This window comes from Candidatus Desulfovibrio trichonymphae (genome assembly GCF_002355955.1).
Classification (GTDB): domain Bacteria; phylum Desulfobacterota; class Desulfovibrionia; order Desulfovibrionales; family Desulfovibrionaceae; genus Desulfovibrio; species Desulfovibrio trichonymphae.
Window position 1 is genome coordinate 102,303 of record NZ_AP017368.1, and the last position, 26,565, is coordinate 128,867.

Annotated in this window: 22 protein-coding genes and 1 pseudogene; 14 read left to right on the forward strand and 9 right to left on the reverse strand. The window is 57.2% G+C overall.

Translation table 11 applies throughout. The features are described 5' to 3' along the window. Together moaC and lgt are read left to right on the forward strand one after the other, a co-directional pair. The gene (gene moaC / locus RSDT_RS00505; protein ID WP_408606703.1) at positions 1-495 is read left to right on the forward strand and encodes a cyclic pyranopterin monophosphate synthase MoaC; all 495 of its coding nucleotides are present in this window, start codon (positions 1-3) and stop codon (positions 493-495) included. Beyond that, positions 483-1,268, forward strand: a complete 786-nt coding sequence (gene lgt / locus RSDT_RS00510) for a prolipoprotein diacylglyceryl transferase (protein ID WP_172414388.1) — start codon at positions 483-485, stop codon at positions 1,266-1,268. Before moaC ends, lgt begins: the two co-directional genes overlap by 13 nt. Before the next feature lie 33 nt (positions 1,269-1,301). Here the strand turns inward: lgt and bamA are convergent, their stop codons facing one another. The 4 genes from bamA to lysS all read right to left on the reverse strand — a co-directional run bounded on the left by bamA (position 1,302) and on the right by lysS (position 7,635). Continuing rightward, on the reverse strand, positions 1,302-4,049 hold the full coding sequence (bamA, locus tag RSDT_RS00515) for an outer membrane protein assembly factor BamA (protein WP_096399137.1): 2,748 nt from the start codon (positions 4,047-4,049) through the stop codon (positions 1,302-1,304). A gap of 25 nt (positions 4,050-4,074) precedes the next feature. After that, positions 4,075-4,761 carry an ABC transporter ATP-binding protein gene (locus RSDT_RS00520; protein WP_096399138.1) on the reverse strand — a complete coding sequence of 229 codons (687 nt, stop codon included), beginning with the start codon at positions 4,759-4,761 and terminating at the stop codon, positions 4,075-4,077. Positions 4,762-4,763: 2 nt separating this feature from the next. Then, a complete protein-coding gene (locus RSDT_RS00525) occupies positions 4,764-5,990 on the reverse strand; it encodes a lipoprotein-releasing ABC transporter permease subunit (protein ID WP_172414389.1) in 1,227 nt (408 codons plus the stop codon). Between the two features lie 139 nt (positions 5,991-6,129). Then, the gene (gene lysS / locus RSDT_RS00530) at positions 6,130-7,635 is read right to left on the reverse strand and encodes a lysine--tRNA ligase (protein WP_172414427.1); all 1,506 of its coding nucleotides are present in this window, start codon (positions 7,633-7,635) and stop codon (positions 6,130-6,132) included. A 473-nt stretch (positions 7,636-8,108) separates the two neighbouring features. On the opposite strand from lysS, the gene pdxS reads away from it, so the two are divergent. From pdxS to RSDT_RS00550, 4 genes and pseudogenes are all read left to right on the forward strand, one after another. Continuing rightward, on the forward strand, positions 8,109-8,990 hold the full coding sequence (pdxS, locus tag RSDT_RS00535) for a pyridoxal 5'-phosphate synthase lyase subunit PdxS (protein ID WP_096399140.1): 882 nt from the start codon (positions 8,109-8,111) through the stop codon (positions 8,988-8,990). A gap of 138 nt (positions 8,991-9,128) precedes the next feature. Next, on the forward strand, positions 9,129-9,767 hold the full coding sequence (gene pdxT / locus RSDT_RS00540; RefSeq protein ID WP_096399141.1) for a pyridoxal 5'-phosphate synthase glutaminase subunit PdxT: 639 nt from the start codon (positions 9,129-9,131) through the stop codon (positions 9,765-9,767). Further along, positions 9,752-10,280: pseudogene (locus tag RSDT_RS00545) on the forward strand (NUDIX domain-containing protein). Before pdxT ends, RSDT_RS00545 begins: the two are co-directional and overlap by 16 nt. A 17-nt stretch (positions 10,281-10,297) precedes the next feature. Further along, positions 10,298-12,136, forward strand: a complete 1,839-nt coding sequence (locus RSDT_RS00550; protein WP_096400310.1) for a UbiD family decarboxylase — start codon at positions 10,298-10,300, stop codon at positions 12,134-12,136. 214 nt (positions 12,137-12,350) lie between these two features. On the opposite strand, the gene RSDT_RS00555 is transcribed toward RSDT_RS00550, so the two are convergent. The 3 genes from RSDT_RS00555 to RSDT_RS06910 form a co-directional block, all read right to left on the reverse strand. Next, positions 12,351-12,776 (reverse strand): cupin domain-containing protein, encoded by a 426-nt coding sequence (locus RSDT_RS00555; RefSeq protein ID WP_096399142.1) that lies wholly within the window; start codon positions 12,774-12,776, stop codon positions 12,351-12,353. A 448-nt stretch (positions 12,777-13,224) separates the two neighbouring features. Further along, on the reverse strand, positions 13,225-13,362 hold the full coding sequence (locus RSDT_RS06985; protein WP_172414390.1) for a hypothetical protein: 138 nt from the start codon (positions 13,360-13,362) through the stop codon (positions 13,225-13,227). Then, complete coding sequence (locus RSDT_RS06910) at positions 13,359-13,847, reverse strand: hypothetical protein (RefSeq protein WP_145954786.1); 489 nt, start codon at positions 13,845-13,847, stop codon at positions 13,359-13,361. The genes RSDT_RS06985 and RSDT_RS06910 overlap by 4 nt, the downstream gene beginning before the upstream one ends. Positions 13,848-14,676: 829 nt before the next feature. Here RSDT_RS06910 and RSDT_RS06990 point away from each other — a divergent pair. The 8 genes from RSDT_RS06990 to RSDT_RS00595 all read left to right on the forward strand — a co-directional run bounded on the left by RSDT_RS06990 (position 14,677) and on the right by RSDT_RS00595 (position 23,777). Next, positions 14,677-14,838 carry a hypothetical protein gene (locus tag RSDT_RS06990; protein WP_172414391.1) on the forward strand — a complete coding sequence of 54 codons (162 nt, stop codon included), beginning with the start codon at positions 14,677-14,679 and terminating at the stop codon, positions 14,836-14,838. A 38-nt stretch (positions 14,839-14,876) separates the two neighbouring features. After that, positions 14,877-15,137, forward strand: coding sequence for a sugar nucleotide-binding protein (locus tag RSDT_RS00565; RefSeq protein ID WP_231941846.1), 261 nt, complete (start codon positions 14,877-14,879; stop codon positions 15,135-15,137). A 186-nt stretch (positions 15,138-15,323) separates the two neighbouring features. Next, positions 15,324-17,168, forward strand: a complete 1,845-nt coding sequence (locus RSDT_RS00570; RefSeq protein WP_096400312.1) for a triose-phosphate isomerase — start codon at positions 15,324-15,326, stop codon at positions 17,166-17,168. Between the two features lie 22 nt (positions 17,169-17,190). Next, positions 17,191-18,330 (forward strand): NADP-dependent isocitrate dehydrogenase, encoded by a 1,140-nt coding sequence (gene icd, locus RSDT_RS00575; protein WP_096399144.1) that lies wholly within the window; start codon positions 17,191-17,193, stop codon positions 18,328-18,330. A 21-nt stretch (positions 18,331-18,351) separates the two neighbouring features. Beyond that, positions 18,352-20,667, forward strand: coding sequence for a hydratase (locus RSDT_RS00580; protein WP_096399145.1), 2,316 nt, complete (start codon positions 18,352-18,354; stop codon positions 20,665-20,667). 20 nt (positions 20,668-20,687) lie between these two features. After that, complete coding sequence (locus tag RSDT_RS00585; protein WP_231941847.1) at positions 20,688-21,869, forward strand: MFS transporter; 1,182 nt, start codon at positions 20,688-20,690, stop codon at positions 21,867-21,869. Positions 21,870-21,913: 44 nt separating this feature from the next. After that, positions 21,914-22,528, forward strand: coding sequence for a nitroreductase family protein (locus RSDT_RS00590; protein ID WP_096399146.1), 615 nt, complete (start codon positions 21,914-21,916; stop codon positions 22,526-22,528). Between the two features lie 133 nt (positions 22,529-22,661). Next, positions 22,662-23,777 (forward strand): metallophosphoesterase, encoded by a 1,116-nt coding sequence (locus RSDT_RS00595; protein WP_096399147.1) that lies wholly within the window; start codon positions 22,662-22,664, stop codon positions 23,775-23,777. Between the two features lie 3 nt (positions 23,778-23,780). On the opposite strand, the gene gcvPB is transcribed toward RSDT_RS00595, so the two are convergent. Then, positions 23,781-25,229: an aminomethyl-transferring glycine dehydrogenase subunit GcvPB gene (gene gcvPB / locus RSDT_RS00600; protein ID WP_096399148.1), complete on the reverse strand. Its 1,449-nt coding sequence runs from the start codon at positions 25,227-25,229 to the stop codon at positions 23,781-23,783. Beyond that, the gene (gcvPA, locus tag RSDT_RS00605; protein WP_096399149.1) at positions 25,226-26,557 is read right to left on the reverse strand and encodes an aminomethyl-transferring glycine dehydrogenase subunit GcvPA; all 1,332 of its coding nucleotides are present in this window, start codon (positions 26,555-26,557) and stop codon (positions 25,226-25,228) included. Before gcvPA ends, gcvPB begins: the two co-directional genes overlap by 4 nt. Positions 26,558-26,565: the final 8 nt, after the last annotated feature.

Sequence of the window (26,565 nt, forward strand, 5' to 3'; positions counted from 1 at the left end):
GTGACGCGGCATCATTTTTCGCATATGGACGCGCAGGGCAATGTGACCATGGTGGATGTGGGAGAGAAACCGGAGACCCGACGCAAGGCCGTTGCCGAAGCTGTGGTGGATCTCGCTCCGGCCACGCTGGAGCTGCTTAAAAAATCGGCACTGCCCAAGGGAGATGCGCTGACATGCGCCAAAATCGGCGGGATTATGGCGGCAAAACGCACGAGTGATCTCATACCCTTGTGTCATCCCGTGAATCTGGTGTTTGCCGACATAAATTTTGAAGTGCACGACAATCCGCCGCAGGTTCGCGTCAAGGCGGAAATCCGTGCCACAGGTGTTACAGGTGTGGAAATGGAGGCCATTGTCGCCGCGCAGACAGCCGCGGCGATTATCTATGATATGTGCAAGGCCTTTCAGCGCGACATAGTTATCAGCCGGGTGCGTCTGCTCCATAAAAGCGGGGGCGAAAGCGGGGAATTTATTGCGCCGGGATGGAAAAAGTGAGTTTTTTCCCTGTTGATCCCGTCGTTTTTTCCTTGGGTGGTCTGCATGTGCGCTGGTACGGCCTCATGTATCTTTTCGGTTTTGCCGCCGGGTGGGGTCTGGGGCGTCGCCGCGCCTCCCGTTCTGTGCCGGCATGGCCGCCGACGGCTGTGGACGACTTGCTGACTTGCGCCATGTTGGGCGTTATTGTGGGCGGACGTCTGGGATATGTGCTTTTTTATGATCTTGTGGCGTATATCCGCGAGCCGTGGGAAATACTGCGTTTGTGGAATGGCGGCATGTCTTTTCATGGCGGGCTGCTGGGCGTGCTTCTGGCCTTTGCCTGGTTTGCGCGCAGCCGGGGGAAGGCGTTTCTGGCAGTCTCGGATTTTGTGGCCCCACTTGTGCCGCCGGGCTTGTTTTTCGGCCGGATCGGCAATTTTATCAACAGCGAGTTGTGGGGCAAGGTCAGCGATGTGCCCTGGGCAGTTGTTTTCCCAGGTGGAGGGCCTTGGCCGCGGCACCCTTCACAGTTGTATGAAGCCTTTCTGGAAGGCCTTGTGCTTTTTGTTCTGCTGTGGGCGTATTCTTCCAGGCCGCGTAAAACAGGTGCCGTATCGGGCCTGTTTGCCGCAGGTTACGGTCTGGCGCGTTTTTGTGTGGAATTTGTTCGCGTTCCGGACACCCAGTTGGGGTATCTGGCCTTTGGCTGGCTGACAATGGGGCAGATTCTCTGTCTTCCGCTGATCGGCATCGGCCTGTGGCTTCTGTTCCGGGCAGACAAAGAAATGTGAAAAGGCCCTGAAGATGTCGAGCGGGAGCCTGTTCTAAAAGAACTGGCCCATGCTGAACTCAAGTCGTCCCGATTCCCTCTCCTTGTCATAATCATCGGACAGCGGAATGCCGTAAGCGATGCGCAGATCGCCCATGGGCGAACGCCAGCGCAGTTCCAGGCCTGTGGAGTACACGAAATACTTGTGCAAATTCGCTCCCATGGTTTTCTGGTCGATATTGAAGCCGCCGTCAAGAAAGGGCACAAGCGCGAGTCCGATTTCTTTTTCAAAGGTCCAGATATACTCCAGATTGAAGACGCCCATGCGGTCGCCGCCGACGTGTTCGCCGCCGTATCTGTAGTCGCGCGGCGAAATGTCGGAGTAGGAGTAACCGCGTATGGTGTCCATGCCGCCAAGCCAGAAGCGTTCAAATACCGGCACCCCCTCATCGGTGTTCTGAAACACGCCGCCCAGCCGGCCCCGCACATGGATGGTGTTTTGCGGATTGAACGACCAGAACCCCTGCCAGTCCGCCACAGCCTTGACGAAGTTGTCTGTGCCGCCGAGGCCGCCGCCGCCGTATTCCGCCCAGAGTCGGGCAATGGTGCCCTTTGTCGGGCGTTCCTTGAAGTCCGTCGTGTCACGCAGGATGCGGCCCGAGATGGCGCTTGTCCAGTTTGTGCCCTTGTAGTCGGAGATGTAGGGCGAGGAATTGTCGGACACGTCATACAGGTCATAGCGTTCCAGGCGGTAGCTGACGCCGACGGAGGTGTATTCGCCGATGGGGTAGGCAAAGCGTATAGTGTCTCCCAGAGTATCCTTGGTGAAGTCGTCCCAGTAGTCGTGGATGTAATAGAGGTCGTTGCCGACGGAGAGGTCTGTGTCATAGAGGCGCGGGTTGGTGAACGAAAGCATGCCGGATGTGCGCCGCCAGGAGAAGAAGCCCTGGAGCTGCAGCCAGTAGCCGCGGCCGAAGAGGTTGCGTTCCATAATGGAAGCGGTGAGGCCGACGTCGTAGTAGGTGGAGTATCCGATGCCGCCCATAAGCGCACCGGTGTTCGTTTCCTTGACTTTGACCTTCAAATCCACCTCGTCGTCCTGGCCGGTGGGGATGAGTTCCGTATCCACCGCGGAGAAGTAGCGCAGGTGGTTCAGGCGCTCGGTGGAACGGCGCAGCTTCGCGCCTTCATACATGTCGCCGTCGCCGAAGCGCATTTCACGCAGAATGACGTTGTCGCGCGTTTTTACATTGCCTTCCACCGTGAGACGACGGATAAACACCTTTTGTTTTTTTGTGATGATGTAGCCCACGTCCAGCAGTGGGGAGCCGTCGTCGGCTTTGATCACCCTCGTGTCCACTTCGGCGAAAGCGTAGCCGTAATCGGCGTAATAGTCCGTCAGGCGTTTGGAATCTTCCTGCATGACGGTCAGGGAGAAATATTTGTCCGACTTTTGGTGATTGTCCATTTCGATCACGTCGAGCATATTCTCTTCGCTGTCTATGACATCGCCGGCAAATTTGACGTCTCGGACAGCGTAGCGCTGTCCTTCCTGCACGTTGAAGGCAATGTGTATGCCGTCCGGCTTGTATTCCACCAACGGGGCGGCAACCTGTATATCCACAAAGCCTTCGTTCAGACCAAAGGCGGCAATGGCGTTTGTGTCGCGCTCCAGGTATTCTTCCTTGAGGGTTCCCGTGCCGGTGAACCAGGACAAGAGATTGTGCGGACGCAGGGCCATATAGTCCTTCATGTCGCTCTGCTTGAGCTCCTTGAGGCCGTCGATCTTTACTTCCTTGATATAGAGCTTGTTGCCCTCTGTGACGGAAATGACAAGCACCGCGCCCTGTCCACCGGCGCGGTCTTCTAGCCTGTATGCGGCCTTGGCGAGGTAATAGCCCTCTTTACGGTACATTTCTGTGATTTTTTGCAAATCGTCTGAGAGCAACTGTTCGTTGAGCGTGCTGCCTGTTTTGGTGGACATTGCGGCCAGCACATCGTCCTTGTCCACATTGTGGGAACCTTCCACCATAATATTGTCGATGCGCGGCTTTTCCTTCACGGTAAAAACCAGCACATTGCCTTCCATGCCGGCCTGCACGTCGCTGAAATAGCCCATGTCCCATATGCGTTTGACTTCTTCATTGACGGCGTTGGCGTCCGGCTTGTCGCCCTTGCGGATAGTCATGCGCATGAGCACGATATCCGGGTCCATAACCTTCATGCCGCGTATCTGCACATCGGCAATGCCGCCGTCCGCGTTTGGCGTTCTCATGGGTATGAGCGCGGCAGGGCCTTTTTCCGCGGGCCGTTCTGTCGCGTTGAGCATGCCCGCGGCGCGGTCGGCTATAGCGTCCGCACATTCCGTCAGCGCCGTCAGCGAGCCGCGTTCAAAAGCCGCCGGCACGGAGCCGCCTTCATTAACGGGAACAATGCGCGTGTCCAAGGCAAAACCGTCACCCAACTGATTAAAGCTGCCGTAAATGACAAGGCTTGCCCCGGCTTGGCGACCCATGTCGCGTGCGGCAGCCAGATTGATGTTGCCACCCGTCCGCGAGACCAGGGCGGCCGCGCGATTCATGGGGACGGCTGACAGGCCGTGCTGTTCCAGTTGCGTGGCGATCAACTGCGGCACGTCATGCGCGGCGTTGGGCATTTCCGGCCCGGCGTTTGCCTGAAAGGGCAAAATCAGCACTGTATCCGGCGCGCCAAGGGCGCCGGTCGGCAAACCTGTTTGCATGGCGCACACGAAGGTCATGTAACAAAGAGCCTTGAACAGTGCGTTGGATATACCTTTTTTCATACGATGTCCCCGTACTATAGATCCGTCAAACCCATTCCTGCTGCTGCAGCTTCCCGGCTTTTAATTCCATCACGCGATCCATGCCTGCGGCCAGATCGCGGTTATGTGTGACGACCACCAGGGTCATGTTGTGCTCGCGGTTGAGTTCGCGCAGCAGCGTACCCGCGCGCGCGCCGGCACTTTCGTCCAGATTGCCGGTGGGTTCGTCGGCCAAAAGGACGCGGGGGCGTAAAAAAACAGCGCGGGCAATGGCCACCCTTTGCCGCTCGCCGCCGGAGAGCGTGGACGTCTTGCTGTTCGTCCGTTCGCCAAGCCCCATTTGCTCAAGCAGGGTTACAGCCTCCGGCAGCGCGTCGGCCGGGCGAGCTCCGCCGATAACGGCCGGCATCGCCACGTTTTCCAGCGCGGAAAATTCCGGCAGCAGATGGTGAAACTGAAAAACAAAGCCCAGGGTTTTGTTGCGGAAGAAGGCTTTTTCATTGCGGTTCATGCCCGCCATGTCTCTGCCGTCAAACAGCACGTGCCCACTGCTTGGAGTATCAAGAGCCCCCATAAGATGCAAGAGGGTGGATTTGCCGGAACCTGAAGCTCCCACAACGGCAAGGGCTTCTCCTTCTTCCACTATTAAATTGATATTCTTAAAAATTTCAAGATGTTCCCCCATATCGGCAAATTTTTTTCCCACGTCGGCAAATGTATAGATCCCTGCCATGGCTATTCGTAGCGCAACGCTTCGGCCGGCTCAAGCATAGCCGCCTGACGGGCCGGGTAGAGTGTGGCGAGAAAACAGAGCAGCAGGGCGCTCGCGCCGACAATGACAACGTCTGAAACTGTGATGATGATGGGCAGATGGTCCACCGTGTAGACGTTGTCCGGCAATTTAATGAACTGATAGCGCTTGAGCAGAAAGCCCAGCGTCAAGCCGAAAACATAGCCGAGCAGCGTGCCCGTGATGCCGATAATTATACCCTGAAGCATGAAAATGCGGCGTATCATGCCGCTTGTGGCGCCCATGGATATCATGATGGCGATGTCGCGGGTTTTTTCCATCACCAGCATGACAAGGCTTGTGACGGTGGAAAACGAGCCGATCAGCACCACCATGGCCAGCAGGATGAACATGCCGACTTTTTCCAGTTTGAGGGCGGCGAAGAGGTTCGCGTTCATGTCCATCCATGTGCGCACGTAAAAGGGCGAGCCGAGTGTCCCGTCAAGACGCGCGGCTGTTTCGTCAGCTCTGAACACGTCCCGCACGGTGATTTCCACGCCGGAAAGAAAGGCCGGCGGCAGGCTCAGGACATCACGGGCCGCGGCAAGGGTCACAAAGGCGAGCGACGAGTCGTATTCGTACATTCCGGTTTTGAAAATACCCGTCACTTCAAAGGGGCGGATGCGCGGGGAATAGCCGGCGGATCCTTTTTGCCCGGCGGGCGAGAGCAGGTTGACGCGGCTGCCCGGCACAAGGCCGAGACGGCGGGCCAGTTCGGTGCCGATGATAATACCGGGCGCGCCTTTCCGTTCCAGGTCGGCCGCGGCGCCGGACTGCATCTGACGCAGCAGCGAGAGCACCTCAGGAGCCTGTTGCGCGTCGATGCCGCGCAGAACAACGCCCTTGACCCCGCCGTCGGCGGAAAGCATAGCCTCTGCGTAGATGAAGGGCAGCGCGCCGGTGACGCCGGGAACGGCGAGAATGCGCTCCATCAGATTCTCATTGTGTTCAAAGGCGGATGGAAGGTGGGAGAGCACAATGCCGTGGGCGTTGGCCCCGAGAATTTTTTCGCGCATGTCTGTGGTCAGACCGTTGTACACGCCGAGCACCACTACCAGCGCGCCGACGCCCAGAGCCACGCCCAAGATGGACATGACGGAGATGATATAGATAAAGGTCTGTCTGCGCCGCGAAAACAGATAGCGCATGGCCACAAATAGTTCAAAACGCATTTGTGGCATGATGCCCGAGCAATGCCGGATTTTCAAGAATTTTTTTAAAAAACCATAATCCGCAACAGATGGATATAACTGTTTTTAATATATAAATGATGAAGCGGGGAAAATTTCAGGAAGGCGGCGCGGCTTCAGGCTAAAATTCCGGCCGCAACAGGGGGAAGAGAATAACTTCGCGAATGGAGGGCGAGTCTGTGAGCAGCATGACAAGGCGGTCAATGCCGACCCCCTGGCCCGCCGCCGGGGGCATGCCGTATTCAAGGGCGCGCAGATAGTCCTCGTCCAAGCTGTGGGCATCTTCGTCGCCGGCCTCTTTTTCCAGCGCCTGTTCTTCAAAGCGCAGGCGCTGGTCCACCGGGTCGTTCAGCTCGGAAAAGGCGTTGGACATTTCGCGCCCGGTTATGAAAAGCTCAAAGCGGTCCGTCAGTTCGGGCCGATCATTGTTGCGGCGCGACAGCGGTGAAATTTCCGTGGGATAATGGTAGATGAAATGCGGCTGCACCAGCTTGTCTTCCACATCCAGATCAAAAAGTTTGGCATGGAGTTTTTGCAGGCTTTCTTTTTCCGTGATTTTTTCGCCACGTTCGCGGATATAGTTACGCACTTTCGCGTAGTTATTGTAAAAATCTGCCGCGTGCCCGCCGATCTGCGTGAGGGAGTCATAAAAGCTCAGGCGTTTCCAGCGGCCGGGAGTGAGGTCTATTTTCTGCCCCTGATAGGTCACGACGCAGGAGCCGCAGACCCTGACGGCGATGTGGGCGAAGAGCTTTTCCGTAAAGTCCATAAGGTCTTCAAATGTGGCGTACGCCCAGTAGAATTCACACATGGTGAATTCCGGGTTGTGCCGCGTGTCGATGCCCTCATTGCGGAAGTTGCGGTTGAGTTCAAACACTTTTTCAAAGCCGGCCACGAGCAGGCGTTTTAAATACAGCTCCGGCGCGACACGCATATACAGCCGCAGGTCCAGCGTGTTGTGGTGGGTGGTAAAGGGGCGCGCCGTCGCTCCGCCGGGCAGGGGCTGCATCATGGGCGTTTCCACTTCCATGAAGCCTGCTTCTTCCATAACTACACGAAATTCATGTACAATTAGACTACGTTTCTGAAAGACCTCCCGTGCGCGCGGCGTGACAATCAAATCCACATAGCGCTGGCGGTAGCGTGTCTCCATGTCTTTCAGACCGTGGTATTTTTCCGGCAGGGGACGCATGGAGCGGGTCAGCAAAGTTACCCCGACGCAGTTGAGGGTGAGTTCGCCTGTTTTTGTCCGGAACAGGCGGCCGCTTACCCCGACAATATCGCCCACTTCCAGTTTTTTGACGACAAGGGAGGAGCGTTCGTCAATATTTTTTTTCGTGGCGTAGCACTGTATGCGCCCGCTGTCGTCCATGAGGTGAAAAAAGGCAACTTTGCCGAAAGAACGCCATGAGACGATGCGTCCGGCCAGCACGACGACGTCCTTCCGCCCGGCCAGCGCCTCCGCGTCAAGCGGGCCGAAGTCTTCCAGCACGGCGGCGATATGGTGCTGTTTGCGGAAATTGTTGGGAAAGAGCGGCACGCCGGCGTCTAGCAGGTCACAGGCTTTGCTGACGCGGTGTTTGAGAACTTCGTTCAAACCCTCGCGCGCGGCTATGCTCTCTAGCATGGGCATAAAGTATGCCGCGTGCGGCGATTTGGTACTCAGGCGTATGGCGGGCTTCTTTTTCTTTTCTCGGTCTTCCACAAATTCTCCTGCGTAAAAAAGAATACGATTATGTTATACAGGCCGCAACGTCAAGATTTGCGACGACGCATCAGCATCAACAAGAAACAGCAGCACAGCCAGGAAGTTCGGAGGCACCGGCCTCGGTCAGGTCTATATCCAAATGCACCGTCGGGCTGATGGGAGATAGGATATGGATTTATGGATTGAAAAATGCCTCGCCTCCGGCATGAACGATCATCCGGGCATGCCGCTGCCCTCACGCGCATGGTTCCTGACCATTACAAATCTCCTCTCGTGTTCGCTATTGTCAACAACTCCGTTATTGCTTATATATACGCGGTCACAGGTCGCGTTGCGGCTTTCTGTCGCAATGCTGTTCATTCTCTCAAGGGTATGCTGCAAGGAGTATGTATATGAAACAGGGCACCCCGCGTCTGAAAACAGGTTTGGCCGAAATGCTCAAGGGCGGTGTCATCATGGACGTCACCACGCCTGAACAGGCGAAAATCGCCGAAGGCGCGGGTGCCTGCGCCGTGATGGCGTTGGAGCGCGTTCCTGCGGATATTCGCGCGCACGGCGGCGTGGCCCGTATGGCTGACCCGACTGTTGTCAAAACAATTATGGAGGCCGTGACCATTCCTGTCATGGCCAAGGCGCGCATAGGCCATTTTGTTGAGGCGCGCATTCTGGAAGCCCTCGGCGTTGATTATATTGATGAAAGCGAAGTGCTGACTCCGGCCGATGATCGGCACCATATTGACAAACGCGGCTTTACAGTGCCCTTTGTCTGCGGCTGCCGCAACTTGGGCGAGGCGTTGCGGCGTATTGCCGAAGGCGCTGCCATGATACGCACCAAGGGCGAGCCGGGCACCGGCAATGTGGTAGAAGCGGTTCGTCACTGCCGGCAGGTGATGGATGAAATTCGCTCGCTGTGTGCCCTGCCCGAAGACGAAGTGGCTAATTTCGCCAAAGAGTGCGGCGCGCCGCTGGAAGCGGCCCTTGCCGTGCGCAGGAAGGACCGTTTGCCTGTGGTCAATTTCGCCGCGGGCGGCATCGCGACGCCGGCGGACGCTGCCATGATGATGCACCTCGGCTGCGACGGCGTTTTTGTGGGATCCGGCATATTCAAGTCCGGCGACCCGGCAAAGCGCGCGCGGGCCATTGTGCAGGCCGTGACAAACTACAGGGACTACACTATGTTGGCCGAAATCTCACGGGATCTTGGCGAAGCCATGGTCGGCATAGAAATCTCCGCCATCACACCCGCGGAGCGTATGCAGGAACGCGGCTGGTAGGTCATAATTCAACTGCGGATGAAGAGCCGTTTGTAAATATGCTTTGTGCCGCGCTGCCGTGACTGTTCCCGTAACGGGGAAGCGGCATGCTGCGCAAAGCTGTTTTATAGCATGACTGTCGCAGGATTACGGTGATGTATGGCGAATATAGGCGTGCTTGTTCTGCAGGGGGCCTTTCGTGAACATATTGTCTGTCTGCGCCGTCTGGGGGCCGCGACGGTGGAAGTGCGCCGGCGTGGAGACATTGACGGCATTGATGCCCTGGTTATTCCCGGCGGAGAAAGCACAACCATCGGCAAACTGCTGGTGGAAGGGGACATGCTTGCGCCTTTGCGCAAGCGCGTGGAAGCGGGCATGCCGATCTACGGCAGCTGCGCCGGTCTGATTTTGCTGTGCCGTGAGATTGAAAATTCTGATCAGCCCCGTCTCGGCGTGCTGGACGCGACTGTGCGGCGTAACGCCTTTGGCCGCCAGGCGGACAGTTTTGAAGCCGCTTTGAACATGCGGGAAGTGGGATCCAGGCCATTTCCCGCCGTGTTCATCCGTGCGCCCGTGCTGACGTGCGTCGGTCCCGACGTGCTGGTTCTGGCCGAGGTGACAGGCCGGCCTGTCGCTGTGCGGCAGAACAATGTGCTCGCCACGTCCTTTCATCCTGAACTGACAGACGATAGACGCCTGCACAGGTATTTTCTGCTCATGTGCAGGGCAGCCTGTCCTGTTTACAAGCAGATTTTGAAAGACACTAACGCCGTGGAGAGCACATGGAAAAAATTGTGATCTGCCCGCATTGCGGGCGGGGTTTCTCTCAGTACGCCAATCCCACGCCCACAACAGATGTGATAATTTATGCGCCCGCTCGCGGCGTCGTCATGATTGAGCGGATGAACCAGCCTCCGGGTTTTGCCTTGCCCGGCGGATTCATTGAGGAGGGTGAGCAAGGCAGAGGAGGCCGCCGTGCGCGAAATGCGCGAAAAAACCGGTCTTGACGTGGAGCTGACAGGTCTTTTGGACGTGTATTCCTGCCCGGATCGTGACCCCAGGCAGCATACCCTGAGCGTGGTTTTTACCGGCACACCCTGGAACCCCGATCAATTGCGCGTCGGAGACGATGCGAAGGGCGCCGCCTTTTACCCCCTTGACGCGCTGCCTGCGCCTCTCGCGTTTGATCATGCGCGGATTTTGCGTGACTTCAAGGCGGTGCTGGCCGGCAAACTGCAGGCGGCGGCCGTGGATCAGACCGCCGTCTTACATCGCTATCAGCCGCAACCGCTCGTTGTCGATTATGGATGACGCGCCAGGGCATCAAAATGGGTTATGTCTGTCTGAGCGATTGTCTGGCTGATCTCGAATCCCATGGTCATCTTCGGCGCGTGGATGAGGAGATTGACCCGCATCTGGAACTCGCCGCCATACAGCGCCGGCTCTTCCGGGCCGGTGCGCCGGCTGTGCTGTTCACCAGGGTCAGAGGCACGCCCTTTCCCATGCTGGCCAATCTGTTCGGCACGCGCGAACGTTTGCGTTTCATTTTTAGAGACGGCATCCGGGCAGTGGAGGGCCTGTTCAAGGCAAAGGCTGATCCCGCATTGCTGCTGCGCCGTCCTTGGCGTGCCGCCGCTCTTGCGCCGGGGCTTGTCCATATGTTGCCGCGCCGCGTGTCCGGCGCGCCCGTGCTGGCATGCCGCTGTGCGCTGGCGGATCTGCCGCGGCTGACATGCTGGCCGAAAGACGGCGGTCCTTTCATGACGCTGCCGCTGGTGTACACAGAAAACCCTAGGCAAACAGGCATGATGGCGTCAAATCTCGGCATGTACCGCGTGCAGATGACCGGTAACGATTACGCAGCCGACGAGGTTGGCCTGCACTATCAGATCCATCGCGGCATAGGCGTGCACCACTCTGTTGCGCTGGGCATGGGGAATGCCCTGCCTGTGCATATTTTTGTCGGGGGGCCGCCCAGTCTGACTGTGGCCGCGGTGATGCCCCTGCCTGAGGGCATTTCAGAGCTGTGCTTTGCCGGTCTTCTGGGAGGCAGGCGAACGGCGCTTGCCGGCGCGCGGCATTCGTCGCTGCCGGTGCTGGCCGAGGCGGATTTTTGCGTGAGCGGCCATCTGCTGCCGCGGCTCAAGCCTGAAGGGCCGTTCGGCGATCACCTCGGCTATTACAGTCTTCAGCATGATTTTCCTGTGTTGAAAGTGGAGGCCGTCCACCATCGCCGGGGCGCGGTCTGGCCTTTCACCGTTGTGGGGCGTCCACCGCAGGAAGACTCGGTCATCGGCGATTTTATTCATGAAATCACAGTGCCGCTGGTGCCGCAGGCTTTTGCCGGGGTGCGTGAAGTGCACGCTGTTGACGTGGCCGGCGTGCACCCGTTGCTGCTGGCTCTCGGCAGTGAGCGCTATACGCCCTATGAAGCCGCGCGCCAGCCCAGAGAGCTGCTGACGGCGGCCATGCATTTGCTGGGGGTAACGCAGACGGCTCTTGCCAAATATGTGCTGCTGGCCGCATGTGAAGACGCACCGGAGCTTTCCGTCCGCGATGTGCCGGCATTTTTGCGGCATATGCTGGAACGCGTTGATTTCAGCCGCGATCTGCATTTTTTGACGCGCAGCTCTTCCGACACGCTGGATTATACAGGATGTGGCCTGCATGAAGGGTCGAAACTCATATGGGCTTCAGCCGGTGAAAAAAAACGGAATCTTGCCGCAGAGATCATGGCCGCTCCAAACCTGCCCGAGGGTTTTGCCGGACTGCGCGTTGTCATGCCGGGAGTGCTGGCCGTGCGCGGACCGACGCACGCGCTGCCCCGCAATGCGCAGGACAGCGCCCTTACAGCGCTGGCGCGTATGTTCGCATCCTGGTCTCGCCGCGAGTCTTTTCCTTTAGTGGTTGTGGCGGATGATCCCGATTTTTGCGCTGACAATCTGGAAAATTTTTTGTGGGTCACGTTCACGCGCTCTGATCCGGCTACAGACAGTTACGGGGCTGACGGCCGTTTTCAGGCAAAACACTGGCTCTGTAATGCCCCGCTGATTCTGGACGCGCGCCGCAAATCCTTCCATGCCCCCCCTTTGGAAGAAGACCCTGCCGTGACACGCGGGGTGGAAGCGCTGGCGGCGCCCGGCGGGGCGCTGCACGGATACTATTGATGTTCAATTTTGTGAAAAGTCGGCGGTTGTGTGCTGCTGGCGCTTCCACCCCGCCCTGTTGACAATGATGAGGCCCGCAGCCAGGCGCGAAAGCAAACATCGCCGTGGAAAGCGGGCGTCTGATTATGGAGCCGGCACAATGAAGAAGCAGTGTTCCATTTTCACAAGGCGGGGCGGGCTTTCCCGGCCCCGCTTTGTGAGCTTGCTGCCTGCGTTATTGTTGCGCTGCGACAACTTCCAGAAATTTGAGCGGTTTCTTGCCGGTGTTTTTGAGCGCGTGAGATTCGCCCTTTCTGGTGACGGTGATGTCGCCGGCCTTGACCGGGGTTTCCTTGCCGTTTGAATCCGTAAAAACGCCCTTGCCGGCTACGATGATATAGGCGTCCTCATTGTCTTCATGCTTGTGCATGCCTATGGACGCGCCGGGTTGCAGCGTCATCCAGCCGATTTCCTTGATGGCGTCGTCTTTTTTGGCGTCGTTGCTGGTAAAAGAAAATTTGCCGTACAAAGTGCCTTCGCCGTCGCCGACTTTCTCGCGATCCCATATTTTCAAGTTCAGCTTGACATAGAGCTGATCGGCAAGGGCTGGGCCTGCAATAAAAAGCGAACACAGGGCAAAGACAAGAACTGTTTTACGCATGGGGTCTCCTGTTAATTGTGATTTAGAGTTTAAAGTATATCTTTTATCTGAAAGTGCTGCCCACGTCAATATCTGTTCATTACCCGGCTGCCCGTTTTCCTGTGGATTTCATTGCTGTCCTGCCAGTTAAACCCGCCCTTGGCGTCTTCCGACGTAATCATGTTCATGGCAGTACCAATATGGCATCGTGTTTATACTGACGACTCAGGTTGCCGGTAGTTTTGATATGCTAACCATAGTCCAGCATTTTTCCGGATCATGTCAAAGTTAAACTTCTCTAGAACTCCAGTCACACGCGGAGGGAATCGCTCACGCCTTCGCGGTTGTCGACATAGCCCTGCACGCCGAGGTCAACGAGCTACGGGGATTTATTGGAGGGTTTAAAGATCAAACTCGCTTCACCAATACCCGTTTCTCCTTCGAGCTTCGCAGCCTTGAGATCATAGCCCTATACAGACGCTCTTGTCTTGCCGTCGAATTCATATTCGAAGGCCGCGCCGATATAAGGGCTGACATACTCGTTGATTGCATAGGCAAATCGAGCTCCGCCACGTACACGATAAGAATCAATTGTGTTAAAACTCACCAGTTCACCAGTAGAAATTCTTTTATCAATAGATAGTCTGTACAAAAATGAACACCAGAATACGCGATTTGTGTGTCAAATGCGGCTTTACGCCCAGTGGCATCCTTCAGTCTGTTGGATTCGTAATCATTATTGAGTCCACAGATGCGAGCTGTAGCTTCTGTATAGAAGTGTCCGTGTCCAACATCATTGAACTTTAAGTGACACAAAAGACAACCACCAATGTAGGAAACATTTCCGCTTCCATTCACAGAGGTAAAACTCGTGAGTGTACCCTTGGTATTGTATGAAGCTCCACTATATTCGAAGAAGACACCAGCAGTTAATTTACCGATTTCCGTATTTATATTACGTGAAATACAGGTCATTAAATTCACACTGCTTGCATCAACGTGCGAACCGGTGTTATAATGCATACTGCTTACATCAACAACAGCGAAAGTACCCCACGCATCTTCTTTGGCAGAAGTAATCGCGCTTTGCATACCCTTACCTGCCGAGATCTGCACCTTGTCAGTAGTTCCACCACCAGGATCACCTGGATCTGGATCACTTGGGTCCGGATTGCCACTATTTGACGAAATAATTTCAGCTATGAAGTCGTTGTCGTCTTCTTTCTTAAACTGAACAGTAGCTTCAAGAAGAGAACCATGTAGGCTCCCAGGACTCCGCCGCCTCTAAAATCTCCGGCTTCTGTTTTTGAGATGTTGTTATTCTGAAATACGCGGAATTTGATCCGCCGCGGGTCGGATGTTATAGTTTTTTTAGAATTCAAATCCTACGCGTAAAGAACCACAAATACCTTCACGTTGACCTATATATCCTTGTACACCAAGGTTAATAAGCCACGGAGATTCTTCAGAAGGTTTGATTGTCAAACCAAAAGGCTTGAAGATTTAATTTCGTAGTTCCATACAGAGGCTTTAGCTTCACCATCAAACTCATGTTCATACGCAACACCAACATAAGAAGTTACATATTCATTTAAGCTGGCTTTATCTGAGATATCCCAGACATAAGCGGCGTCAACATGTATACTTAAGAGTTACAGACAAAACGCGGTGGCTGTCAAGCCCAACCAAACAGAAAAACATGGCCAATCGAACAAACGCGGCAACACATTGAAACAGCAAGATGAATTTTAAAAGTCATGTTATTCAGCATGGTCACAGTTTTTCATTCGATCGCCTGTCTTGCGCGCCGCAGTGTCTTGACCGTCCGTCCGGGAAAGTCTATAGTTGGTATGAGGCCTACACAGCCTTAACCCGCCATATTACATTAGACAAAAGCGGATGGGTGGCCGGGGAGGTTTTGATGCCCAAGGTGCCGGTTCTGGGCGGCGCGACAGGTCTCGTGGGTCAGGCGCTCACGCGCGTGCTCGCCAAGCACGGCTTCAAAAAATCTCTGGACAACGGTGGGGTTGACCAGGCGCTCACGCGCGTGAGCGCCAAGCACGGCTGGCAGGTGGAGACATAAGGACACAATCAGCGTTATCCATTTCCTGGCGGGAAGAAATGCCGCCGGCTTACGGCAGGCCGTCAACAGCGGCGGCGCGAGCTGGCGTGATCTGGCGTGAGGCCATTGCCCTGACAGCCGGCCCCTGCCAGGTTGCACCCATCGCCGCCGACCAGCGGCCGCAAAAGGCGAAACGCCCGGGCTATTCCGTGCTCGACACCCCCAAATTGAGCGCATTGCTCGGCAAGAAACCTCGCCCCTGGCCACAGGCGCTGCGCGATTTTTTATGCAGCGGACGTCGCCTGGACACAAACGGCTGAGAAGAGAGTTCGAGTTGAACAGAATATCCCGCGTATCCTCGCGGTCTGTTGAATACTCCCTGTCCGGCCGGTACGGTAGATTGACTGACCACGGCGCTGGACGTTCGCGCGCCAAAAGCGTATACTGTGTTTCTTGAACAAAAAAATTCTACCGCGCTTGACAGCGGCGGCGGAGCAAGACAGCCCATGAACATCATTCACCAAACGGGCGGCAGCCGTATTTTTAATCTGCAGGAACCGGACAAGCCCCAATTCTATCGTGAGCTTTTTCCCTACACGAGCGTATGCCGCACTTCGTTTGACGAGATCCTGCTCGCGCCGCGCCCGAGCGAGCCAATGCGCATCACCGACACCACATTCCGCGACGGCCAGCAGGCCCGCCCCCCCTATACTGTCAAACAGGTCGCGCAAATGTTTGACTTTTTATACCGCCTCGGCGGTAAAACCGGACTGATCACGGCCTCGGAATTTTTTCTCTATTCGGCGAGGGACAGAAGATGCATTGAAGTCTGCAGGTCGCGCGGCTACCGCTTTCCCAAAATCACAGCGTGGATACGCGCCACAAGAGAAGATCTCAAGCTCGCGCGGGAGATGGAATTTCCCGAAACCGGCATGCTGACGAGCGTCTCGGACTATCATATTTTTATGAAACTGAACAAAACACGCCAGCAGGCGCTGGACATGTATGTGGACATGGCGCGTCAGGCTCTGGAGTGGGGCATCGTACCGCGCTGCCATTTCGAAGACGTTACAAGAGCCGACATTTACGGCTTTTGTTTGCCTCTGGCGCAACAGCTTATGGAACTCTCCCATCAGAGCGGCAAGCCGGTCAAAATCCGTCTCTGCGACACGCTCGGCTTTGGCGTGCCTTGGCCCGGTGCGGCCCTGCCCCGTTCAGTGCAGCGCATTGCGCGGACCTTCATTGACGAGGCCGGCGTTCCCGGTCAATGGCTGGAATGGCATGGTCACAACGATTTTCACAAAGTGCTTGCCAACGGCGTCACAGCATGGCTGTATGGCTGCGGCGCGGTCAACGGCACACTTTTCGGTTTTGGGGAACGCACCGGCAATACGCCGCTGGAAGCGCTGATTGTTGAATATATCTCGCTCACAGGCGACGACGCGGCGGCGGACACGACTATTATAAGTGAAATCGCTGAATTTTTTGAAAAAGACCTGCATTACCCTATCCCCCACAACTATCCTTTTGTGGGCCGCGACTTCAACGCGACGAGCGCGGGCGTGCACGCCGACGGTCTGACAAAGAATGAAGAACTCTATAATATTTTTGACACAAGACGTCTTTTAAACCGCCCTGTACCGATCACCATCACCGACAAAGCCGGACGGGCCGGCGTAGCTTACTGGATCAACACAAATCTCCGTCTGGCGCAAGGAAGACGCGTTTCCAAGAAGCACCCGGCTGTCGGCCAGATCTACGATGCCATCATGGCCGTCTATGAAGAAACCGGCAGAACTACGCACTTCGCGCACGAAGAAATTGAAGCTCTCGTGCAGCGCTATATGCCGGAGCTTTTTGTCTCGGAATTCGACCACGCCAAGCAGCTGGCCGGAGAACTCGCGGCACGTCTTATTATCCGGCTCGCGCACAGCAGGGAACTGCTTGACTTCGGCACGGAAGCCGGCGCGAAGCTGGACGCCTTTGCCGCGGAATACCCCTTCATACAGTATCTCTACCTCACAGACGCCAGCGGCGGCCTGCGGTGCGCCGCGATTACCGACCAGAATTACAGGGAAAAATACCGGGCGCTGCCCATCGGGTATGATTTTTCACAGCGCGAATGGTTTAAAACCCCGATGCAAACAGGCGATCTGCACATTATGGATGTCTATCAATCGCAATTTACGGGCAAGCTGATCATTACGGTTTCCTGCGCCGTCACCGATGACAATGATCGCATTGTTGGCGTGCTCGGTGTGGACATACAGCTTGAACAGCTGCTCAGGCGCGCGAATGCCCTGCGGCAGGAAGTAGCGCCCCCCGACGACGCTGAAAACGAAATAGAGTGACAATAAAAGGACAGGCGACCTCATGCGCAAAAAAGTTTACTGGATTGAAGGTGACGGCATAGGCCCGGAAATCTGGAGATCCGCCCGCCCTGTCATTGATGCGGCACTCGCCAAAGAATCGGACATGACGCTGGAATGGGTGGAACTTCTGGCCGGAGAAAAAGCTCTGGCTGAAACAGGCAGTCCGTTGCCGGAGAGCACGCTCAGCGCCCTCATGCGCGCTGACATCGCCATGAAAGGCCCTTTGGGCACGCCTGTGGGCGCGGGCATCCGCAGTTTGAATGTGGCCCTGCGACAGGGTCTTGACCTGTATGCCTGCATACGGCCTGTACGATATTTTCAGGGAATTGAGTCGCCTGTCAAACACCCTGAACGCGTCAATATGGTCATCTTTCGCGAAAATACGGAAGATGTTTACGCGGGCATTGAATATGCCGCAGGCAGTCCCGAATGTCGCATGCTGAGGGAATTTTTGTGCGACAAGCTGGGTGTTTCAAAAATACCGGCAACCGCCGCTCTTGGGCTGAAGCCCATGACGGAAGCGGGCTCAAAACGTCTGGTGCGCCGGGCCCTGCGTTTTGCGCTGGACAACGGTCTGCCGAGTCTGACTCTTGTGCATAAAGGCAATATCATGAAATTCACGGAAGGCGCATTCCGTCAATGGGGTTACGATGTGGCCTCGGCGGAGTTCGGGGATGCGTCCTGCACGGAACAAGACCCGCTGCCCGGCCGTCTGCTTGTTAAAGACCGTATCGCCGATGCCATGTTTCAAGAGGCGCTGCTGCGGCCGGAACAATACCATGTTCTGGCAACGCCCAACCTGAACGGCGACTATATTTCCGACGCTCTGGCCGCGCAGGTGGGCGGTCTCGGTCTTGCCCCGGGCGTGAACATGTCTGACAGTCTCGCATTTTTTGAGGCCACACACGGAACAGCGCCGACGATTGCGGGGCGGGACAAGGCAAACCCCGGCAGCGTCATTCTTTGCGGCGCCCTCATGCTTGAACATCTGGGTGCGCCTGCCGCGGCGAAGCGCATACGCGCGGCCCTTGAAAAAGCGCTGGCCGCGAAGACAGTGACGGTGGATTTGGCCGATCAGATACCCGGAGCGATCACGGTGGGCTGCGCCGCTTTCGGCGGTATTATCGGAGAGAATCTGTAATGCCATCATCAAGGCACATGCATGATTGAGCTCATTGGCGCCCCCGTGGTGCTGCACAACGGCAGCCTGCTGGATCCGGCGGAAGCGCAGGGCAGAAACATTGACATTGCGGCCGCGCGGCGCGAGACGCTGGCATACCGCATTCTTGCGGCGCACAACCGGCATGCCGACACAACGCAACTGCGTCTGCGTTTTGACGCGCTGGCCTCCCACGACATCACCTATGTGGGCATCATCCAGACGGCACGGGCCGGCGGGCTGACTTCATTCCCCATGCCTTATGTCCTGACGAACTGTCACAACAGCCTCTGCGCCGTCGGCGGCACAATTAATGAGGACGACCATCTTTTCGGCCTGTCTGCAGCGCAGAAATACGGCGGCATTTTCGTCCCCCCGCATCTGGCTGTCATTCATCAATATGTACGTGAAATGATGACAAAATGCGGCGGCATGATCCTGGGGTCCGACAGCCATACCCGCTATGGCGCACTCGGCGTCATGGGCATTGGCGAAGGCGGACCGGAGCTTGTCAAACAATTGCTGAACAAAACCTATGACCTTGCCTTGCCCGCTGTTGTGGGCGTCTGGCTTGAGGGCGCGCCCGGACCCTGCGTCGGCCCCCAGGATGTGGCGCTTGCACTCGTCGGGGCAGTGTTTAAAAACGCTTTTGTAAAGAACAAGGTGTTGGAATTTATGGGGCCGGGCATTGCCGGGCTTTCCGCGGAATATCGTTGCGGCATCGACGTGATGACCACGGAAACAGCCTGCCTGTCATCCATATGGCCTACAGATGAAACAATTCGCGACTGGCTTGCCCTGCACGGACGCGTCCGGGACTTTACCCCGCTCACGCAGACACAGCCAGCCTGTTACGACGGTATGATCAGGATAAATCTCGGCAGAATTGAACCCATGATCGCGCTGCCCTTCCACCCGAGCAATGTCTGGACTGTTGCCGAGGTAAACCGTGCCCCGCGCGATATTCTTCAACATGTTGAGGAAGAGGCGAAAAAACAGTTCGGCGTCGACGGCCCGCGGCCGCGCCTCGCGGACAAGATACGCAACGGCCGTCTTTGGGCGGATCAGGGCATTATTGCCGGCTGCGCCGGCGGCTCTTTTGAAAATCTCACTCTGGCGGCCGCCATTCTGGACGGAAAAAGCACTGGAAACGGGGCGTTCAGCCTCTCCCTCTATCCGGCGAGCGCGCCGCAGGCCCTGGCGCTTGTGCGCGGCACATCCGCAGCCGGACTCATGGCTGCAGGAGCGGTGATCAAAAACGCCTTTTGCGGCCCGTGTTTCGGCGCCGGCGACACTCCCGCGAACGGCGCCTTGTCGATACGCCATGCCACCCGCAACTTTCCGAACCGCGAAGGCTCTAGACCGGCGGGTGGGCAGATCGCCGCCGTGGCCCTGATGGACGCCAGATCCATTGCCGCAACAGCGGCGAACGGCGGATGTCTGACGTCCGCGGCGGAGCTGGACTGGGACGAGCTTGCCCAGCATGCGGATCTGACGTACCATTTTGATCCGCTTATCTACGCCCGCCGCATCTACAACGGCTTCAACGCGGCACAGCCGGAAAAACCGCTCATCTTCGGCCCGAATATCGCCGACTGGCCGACAATGCCGGCCCTGCCCGATCATTTGTTGCTGCGGCTCGCCTCTGTCATAACAGACCCCGTCACAACAACGGACGAGCTTATCCCGTCAGGCGAAACCTCATCTTTGCGTTCAAACCCGATCAAACTTGCGGAATTCACGCTCTCCCGCAAAGACCCGGGGTATGTGGGCAGGGCCCGGGCCATTCAACAACTGGAAAACATACGTCAAACCACCCCGGATGATCCTGAACTGCTGGCCCGCGTGCGTGCCGTCTGCGCCCTGTGCGGCATGGAAAAATTTTTTGTGCCTGACAACAGCCTCACGCGGACAGGCCTGGGGTCGGCCATCTTCGCGGTCAGACCCGGAGACGGCTCGGCGCGGGAACAGGCGGCCTCTTCCCAGAAGGTGCTGGGAGGATGGGCGAATCTGGCGACTGAATACGCCACAAAGCGTTATCGTTCCAACCTCATCAACTGGGGAATGCTGCCCTTTATTGTGGCGCCCGAATGGACAGACCGCCTGCGCGCAGGCGATTATCTGCTTATTCCCGATATCCGGAGCGCTGTTGAACAGAAAAAGTCTGATATTGCGGCCTGTCTGGTCCGGCAAAATAACGACGGAACAAAGGCGCGCACTACGCAGATCTCTCTGATGCTCAACGATCTGACAGAGGACGATCGCCGGATTATCCTGAGCGGCTGTCTCATCAATTTTTACAACCGGCACGGCTCATAACCACAGCACATCAAAAAGCAATGCGCGCGCAGCAAGATGAAAAAATATCCTTTCGCGTCCTTATATCCATAAGTTTCGCACACTGCCTCAACGACACGACGCAATTCATCATCATCGCCCTTTACCCTTTCTTTAAAACCGGCTTCAACCTGAGTTTTACGGAACTCGGCTTTTTGTCTTTCGCCTATCAGATGTGCGCTTCCGTGCTGCAGCCGATAGTCGGATATCATGCGGACAGGCGCCCGCAGCCGTACTCCCTGCCCGCGGGAATGACCTTTACCCTGCTGGGGATACTGTTCATGGCCTTTTCCACAGGCTATGTCTGGCTGCTCGTCGCTTCAGTGTTTCTTGGCGCGGGATCGGCCGTGTTCCACCCCGAATCTTCCCGCGTGGCCTATATGGCTTCAGCCGGGCAGTACGGTCTGGCGCAGTCCATTTTTCAGGTCGGCGGTAATGCCGGGCAGGCCATCGGCCCGCTTATTGCCGCGCTTTTTGTCGTGACCGCACGGGCAACGCAGTCTTGCGCTCTTTGCCGCCATTCCTCTTCTCTGCATTGTCTCTCTTGTCTTTATAAGCCGCTGGACAGCCGCGAAAAACAGCGCGGCCGCAAAACGGGACCGCGCCGAAACAATCGCCCGGCCGCATTCCGAGTACAGGCGGGCATTGGCCGTCCTCTTTGTCCTGATGTGCTCAAAGCAGATCTATACCGTAAGTATTGCCAACTTTTGCACCTTTTTTCTGATCAACAAATTCGGCGTGAGTCTGGAAACTTCCCAGATTTATCTTTTTCTGGGGGCCGTGGCGCTCGGCACTGTTATCGGCGGACCTGTCGGCGACCGCACAGGGCGAAAATGGGTCATCTGGGTCTCCATACTCGGCGCGGCGCTTTCGCGCTGGCCCTGCCGTATGCGGGGCTTGTATGGACCGCCGTGCTGATTGTTCTGATCGGTTTTATCATGGCCTCGTCTTTTTCCGCCATTCTGGTCTTTGCCCAGGAACTTGTGCCGGGGCATATAGGGGCGGTGGCCGGCCTGTTCTTCGGGCTGGCGTTCGGCCTTGGCGGCATCGGCGCCGCCGTGCTGGGTAAAATAGCGGACAGCACAAACATCGACCTCGTTTACACAATCTGTTCGTTTCTGCCGCTTGTGGGGTTGCTCACGTTTTTTTTGCCCGGCGAAACGCGAAAAATGTCCAAACGATAATTTAATCCTGTCATGATTTTTTCATCTTTACCCGAGAGGAAACAATGAAACCTTACACCCTTGCTCTGAGTCTCTCTCTTGTGATCGTCACAGCCGGCGCGACCGTTTTTACGTCCGGAAGCTTTGCTGCGGAACCGGCTGAAAAGCGTATTGTTCTGCCGCAGCCCGCCGTCAGCGGGGGAGCGCCGCTGATGGACGCCATGTCGCGGCGCAAAACAACACGCAATGTCAGTGAGAAACAGATTTCACAGCAGGATTTGAGCAATCTGCTCTGGTCCGCATGGGGCATAAATCGCCCGGACGGCAAACGTACCGTGCCCACCGCCAGAAACCGGCAAGAGGCCATTGTTTACGTCGCCCTCAAAGAGGGAGTCTGGCGGTACGACGCCGCCGGGAATGCCCTGGTTCAGGTTGCGGAGACGGACGCAGCGTCCAGGTTCGGCGCCGCTCCGCTGACCTTGCTGTACGCCGGACGCGCCGATGACGATGCCGGCGGTATGCATGTCGGGTCCATGTATCAGAACGTCGGCCTGTACTGCGCCGCTGTCGGACTTGGCAATGTAGTGAAAAGCAGCGGGCGCGACGCGCTGAACACGGCCATCAATCTGCCGTCAGGCTACAAAATATATATCATTCACTCCATCGGCTGGCCCAAATAGGATTGCCGATTGCCCGCGCAAAAAAATATTTTGAACGCACCTATTCCTGATTTCAAGTCAGTCATTCCCGCGCTTCAGCCGCAAGCCCTCTGGGCCGCGGCTGAAGCGCGGGAATGACGCCCTGCTGAAAATTATGTTTATACATCTGCCCGCTCTACTCATCTTTCTGTATTTCCTGTACAGGATTATTCTCCCGCTGAAGGCGGGCAATGGCGGTAAAATCGCGGCTGCGCTCCTGCTTTTTTGCCTGTCGCAGCAGCATTTTTTCTATCGGTGTTTCCTAGGCGGCATGGCCTCGCCGGAGCTGCCGACGCCGGCGCTGACGCTGTTGACGTGCATTTTTGTCTGGCTGCTGTTTTTTTTTGTTTTGATGCTGCTGTATGATGTCGCGGCCTTAGGGAAAAAAAACGCGGCGAAAGCGGCGTTTTCTCCCGCCAGACGGCAGGTTCTGACAATCTGTCTGGCCGCTGTTCCGGCTGTGTACGGCGTGCGTCAGGCGGTGGCTGTTCCGGAAGTTCACCATTTGGAAGCGCGTTTGCCTTCACTTCCCCGCGAACTGGACGGCCTGTCTCTGGTGCAGATCAGCGACCTGCATATAAGCTCGCTCCTGCCCGCGCCGCGGGTTCGGACCGTGGTGGAGAAAGTCAATGCCCTGCAGCCTGATCTTGTTGTGTTGACGGGCGATATGGTGGATGGTCCGCCTGACCGCCGGGCAGGCGGTGCAGCACAACTGAAAGAGCTGCGCGCGCGATACGGCGTTTTCGGCTGCGCCGGCAATCACGAATATTACGCCGATTTTCACGCATGGATGAAAGTCTTCCCTACGCTCGGCATAACGATGCTGCTCAACAACCACAAGGTCATCCCTATAGGTGGGCAGAATCTTGTGCTGGCGGGCGTCACCGATATTGTGGCGAAGCGCTACGCCCTGCCGATGCCCGACATCAGCGCCGCGCTGGCGGGCGCGCCGGAAAACGGCTTCCGCATTCTTATGGATCACCGCCCCGGCGGAGCTGCGGTCAATGCGCGCGCCGGGGTGGACCTTCAGCTTTCCGGGCATACCCACGGCGGGCAGATACTGGGCATGACGCTGCTCGTCGCGGAGTACAATGAGGGCTATTTGTCCGGATGGTATCAGGTGGGCAACATGCGGCTTTACGTCAGCCCCGGCGCTGGCTTGTGGGGCGGGTTTCCCGTCCGTCTGGGCGTGCCGTCCGAGATAGCGGCCGTCACTCTGCGCGCTGGCTGAAGGTTATCCCATATCTTCGGTAAGCACCATGCGCCGCGCGGCAGCGGTTTCATCCAGGCGGCGCACAGGCAGATTGCGCGGCGCTTCCGCCAAAGCACGCGGGTCGGCCTTGCCTTGCGCCACGATCTCCCGCAAGGCTTCCACATACGCGTCCAGAGTTTCCCTGCTTTCCGTTTCTGTCGGTTCGGCCATCAGGCATTCCCTGACAATCAGCGGAAAATAGACCGTCGGCGCGTGAAAGCCGCGCTCCAGCAGCGCCTTTGCGATATCCAGAGCGCGCAGCCCTTCCGGCGCGGAGGCGACGAATTCGTGGGCGCAGAGTTTGTCAAAGGGCACATCCAGCACATCTTCAAGACGTTTTTTCAAATAATTGGCGTTGAGCACGGCGTATTCTGCCACGCGGGCTAGCCCGTCTCCGCCAAGGCGAAGCATATAGGCCAGGGCTTTGAGCACCACGCCAAAATTCCCGTAAAACGGCGTCATAGCGCCGATGGACTGCGGCAGGTTGTCGTCAAGATAAAAACTGCCGTTCTCACGCACGGCAACACGCGGCGCCGGCAAAAAAGGCGCCAGCCGCGCGGTGACGCCCACCGGCCCTGAACCGGGACCGCCGCCGCCGTGCGGCGTGGCGAAGGTTTTGTGCAGATTGAGGTGCACGACGTCAAAGCCTGCGTCGCCGACACGCATCTTGCCCATAATGGCGTTCATATTGGCGCCGTCATAGTACAGCAGGGCGTCCGCCCCGTGCAGTTCAGCCACAATGCGCGGCAGGTGCAGTTCCATGAGCCCAAGCGTATTCGGGCATGTCATCATCAGCCCCGCCACATCGTCACCGTGTTCGGCAATGACCGCGGACAAAACGTCCGGGTCAATCATGCCGTCGCGGGATTCAATGCTGATGATTTCAAAACCCGCCAGAGCGGCTGATGCCGGATTTGTTCCGTGCGCCGAATCCGGAATCAGTATTTTGGCGCGCTTTCTGCCTTTGGCCCGGTGATAGGCCGCCATAAAGCTGACGCCAGTGAATTCGCCGTTGGCGCCGGCCATCGGCTGCAGTGTGAAGGCCTCCATGCCCGTTATTTCACACAACCAGCGTTCAGCCTCATACAGACATTGCAGCGCGCCCTGCGCACACGCCTCCCCTCGCTCAAGCCGGGCCAGCAGCGGGTGCAGCCGGGCGAAGCCGGGCAGCGAGGCAACGTATTCTGTAAATTTCGGGCTGTATTTCATGGTGCAGGAGCCAAGGGGATAAAAATTGGCATCCACACTGTAATTGCGTTGGGAAAGTCCCGTGAAGTGCCGCACGACATCCAGTTCCGAGCATCGGGGCAGGAGCGGAGGATGAATGCGCAGCAGGCCGGCTGGCAGCATATGGGCGGCTGCCGGAGCGTCGGCGGAGTCCACCTGACACGCGCCGCGGCCGGGCACGGATTTGGCGAAGATGGTTTTCACAGCATGTCTCCCAGTTCCTCGGCCAGCAATTCGATTTGATTACGGCTGTTTGCTTCAGTGCAGGCCAGCAACAACACGTTTTCCATACCCGGATAGTGCCGACCGACGGGATAACCCGGCACACAGCCTCTGTCCATAAGCCCGGCAACCAGCCCTTCCGCGTCTTTGGGCAGGCGCATGGCCACCTCATTGCCGAACGGCGCGTCGTTGAGCAGTTCCACCCCCCTGAGAGCCGTAAGCCGCCCAGCGGCGAAACGGGCCAAGGCCATGCCGTGTTCCGCCTGGCGTACAAGGCCGTCCGGCCCAAGCAAAGACAGATGTATCAGAGCGCGCAGGGCACAGAGCGCCTGATTGGAACATATGTTTGATGTGGCCTTGGCCCGGCGGATATGCTGCTCACGCGCTTGGAGGGTCAGCACATAGCCGGTGTTGCTGTCGTCGTCTGTTGTGCGTCCGACGATGCGGCCGGGCAGTTGACGAGTATGCTCTTTGCGGCAGCTCATCAGGCCAAGCCAAGGACCGCCGAAACTGAGCGGCTGGCCGAGGCTCTGACCCTCGGCCACAGCTACATCCGCGCCCATTTCACCCGGCGTTTTGAGCACTGCCTGCATGACAGGATAGACGGAAATAATGCCGAACGCCCCGTTCTCCCGCGCTGCTGCAAACACCCCGGCATAATCGGCAACAACGCCGAAAAAATTGGGATTCTGCACAATAACGGCCGCGCAGTCTTCGTTCACTGCCGCAGACAAGGCTTCCGAGCGGCTCATGCCGTTTTTTTGGGGAATTGTCTTAATCGTGAGTTGAAGACCTGCGCAATATGTTGCGAGCATGGCCCGCCAGACGGGGTTCACAGCCTCATCCACCACCAGCGCGCGGCGGCGTGTGGCGCGCACGGCCATCATGGCCCCTTCAAAAAGCGCCGTGCCGCCGTCGTACACCGAGGCGTTGGCGCAGTCCATTTCCAGCAGGCGGCTGACAGCCGTCTGAAATTCAAAGACGGCCTGCAGGGTGCCTTGAGAGCACTCAGACTGATAGGGCGTGTACGCGGTGTAAAATTCACTGCGGCCGGCCAACGCGTCTACGGCCTTGGGAATATGGTGGGCGTAAAAACCGGCGCCGAGAAAAGATGTCATCCCCGGCCTGTTTTTCGCGGCCAGTTTTTCAAACATGGCGCAGACGGCGGCCTCGCTCTGCCCCTTGGGCAGGTTGAAATGTTTTGGCCGCATGTCCGGCGGGATGTCGGCAAACAGATCATCCAGACTGCGCACGCCCACGACGGCGAGCATCTCCCGCAGTTCCTGCGGAGTGTGGGGAATGAAAGGCATGGCCTGCC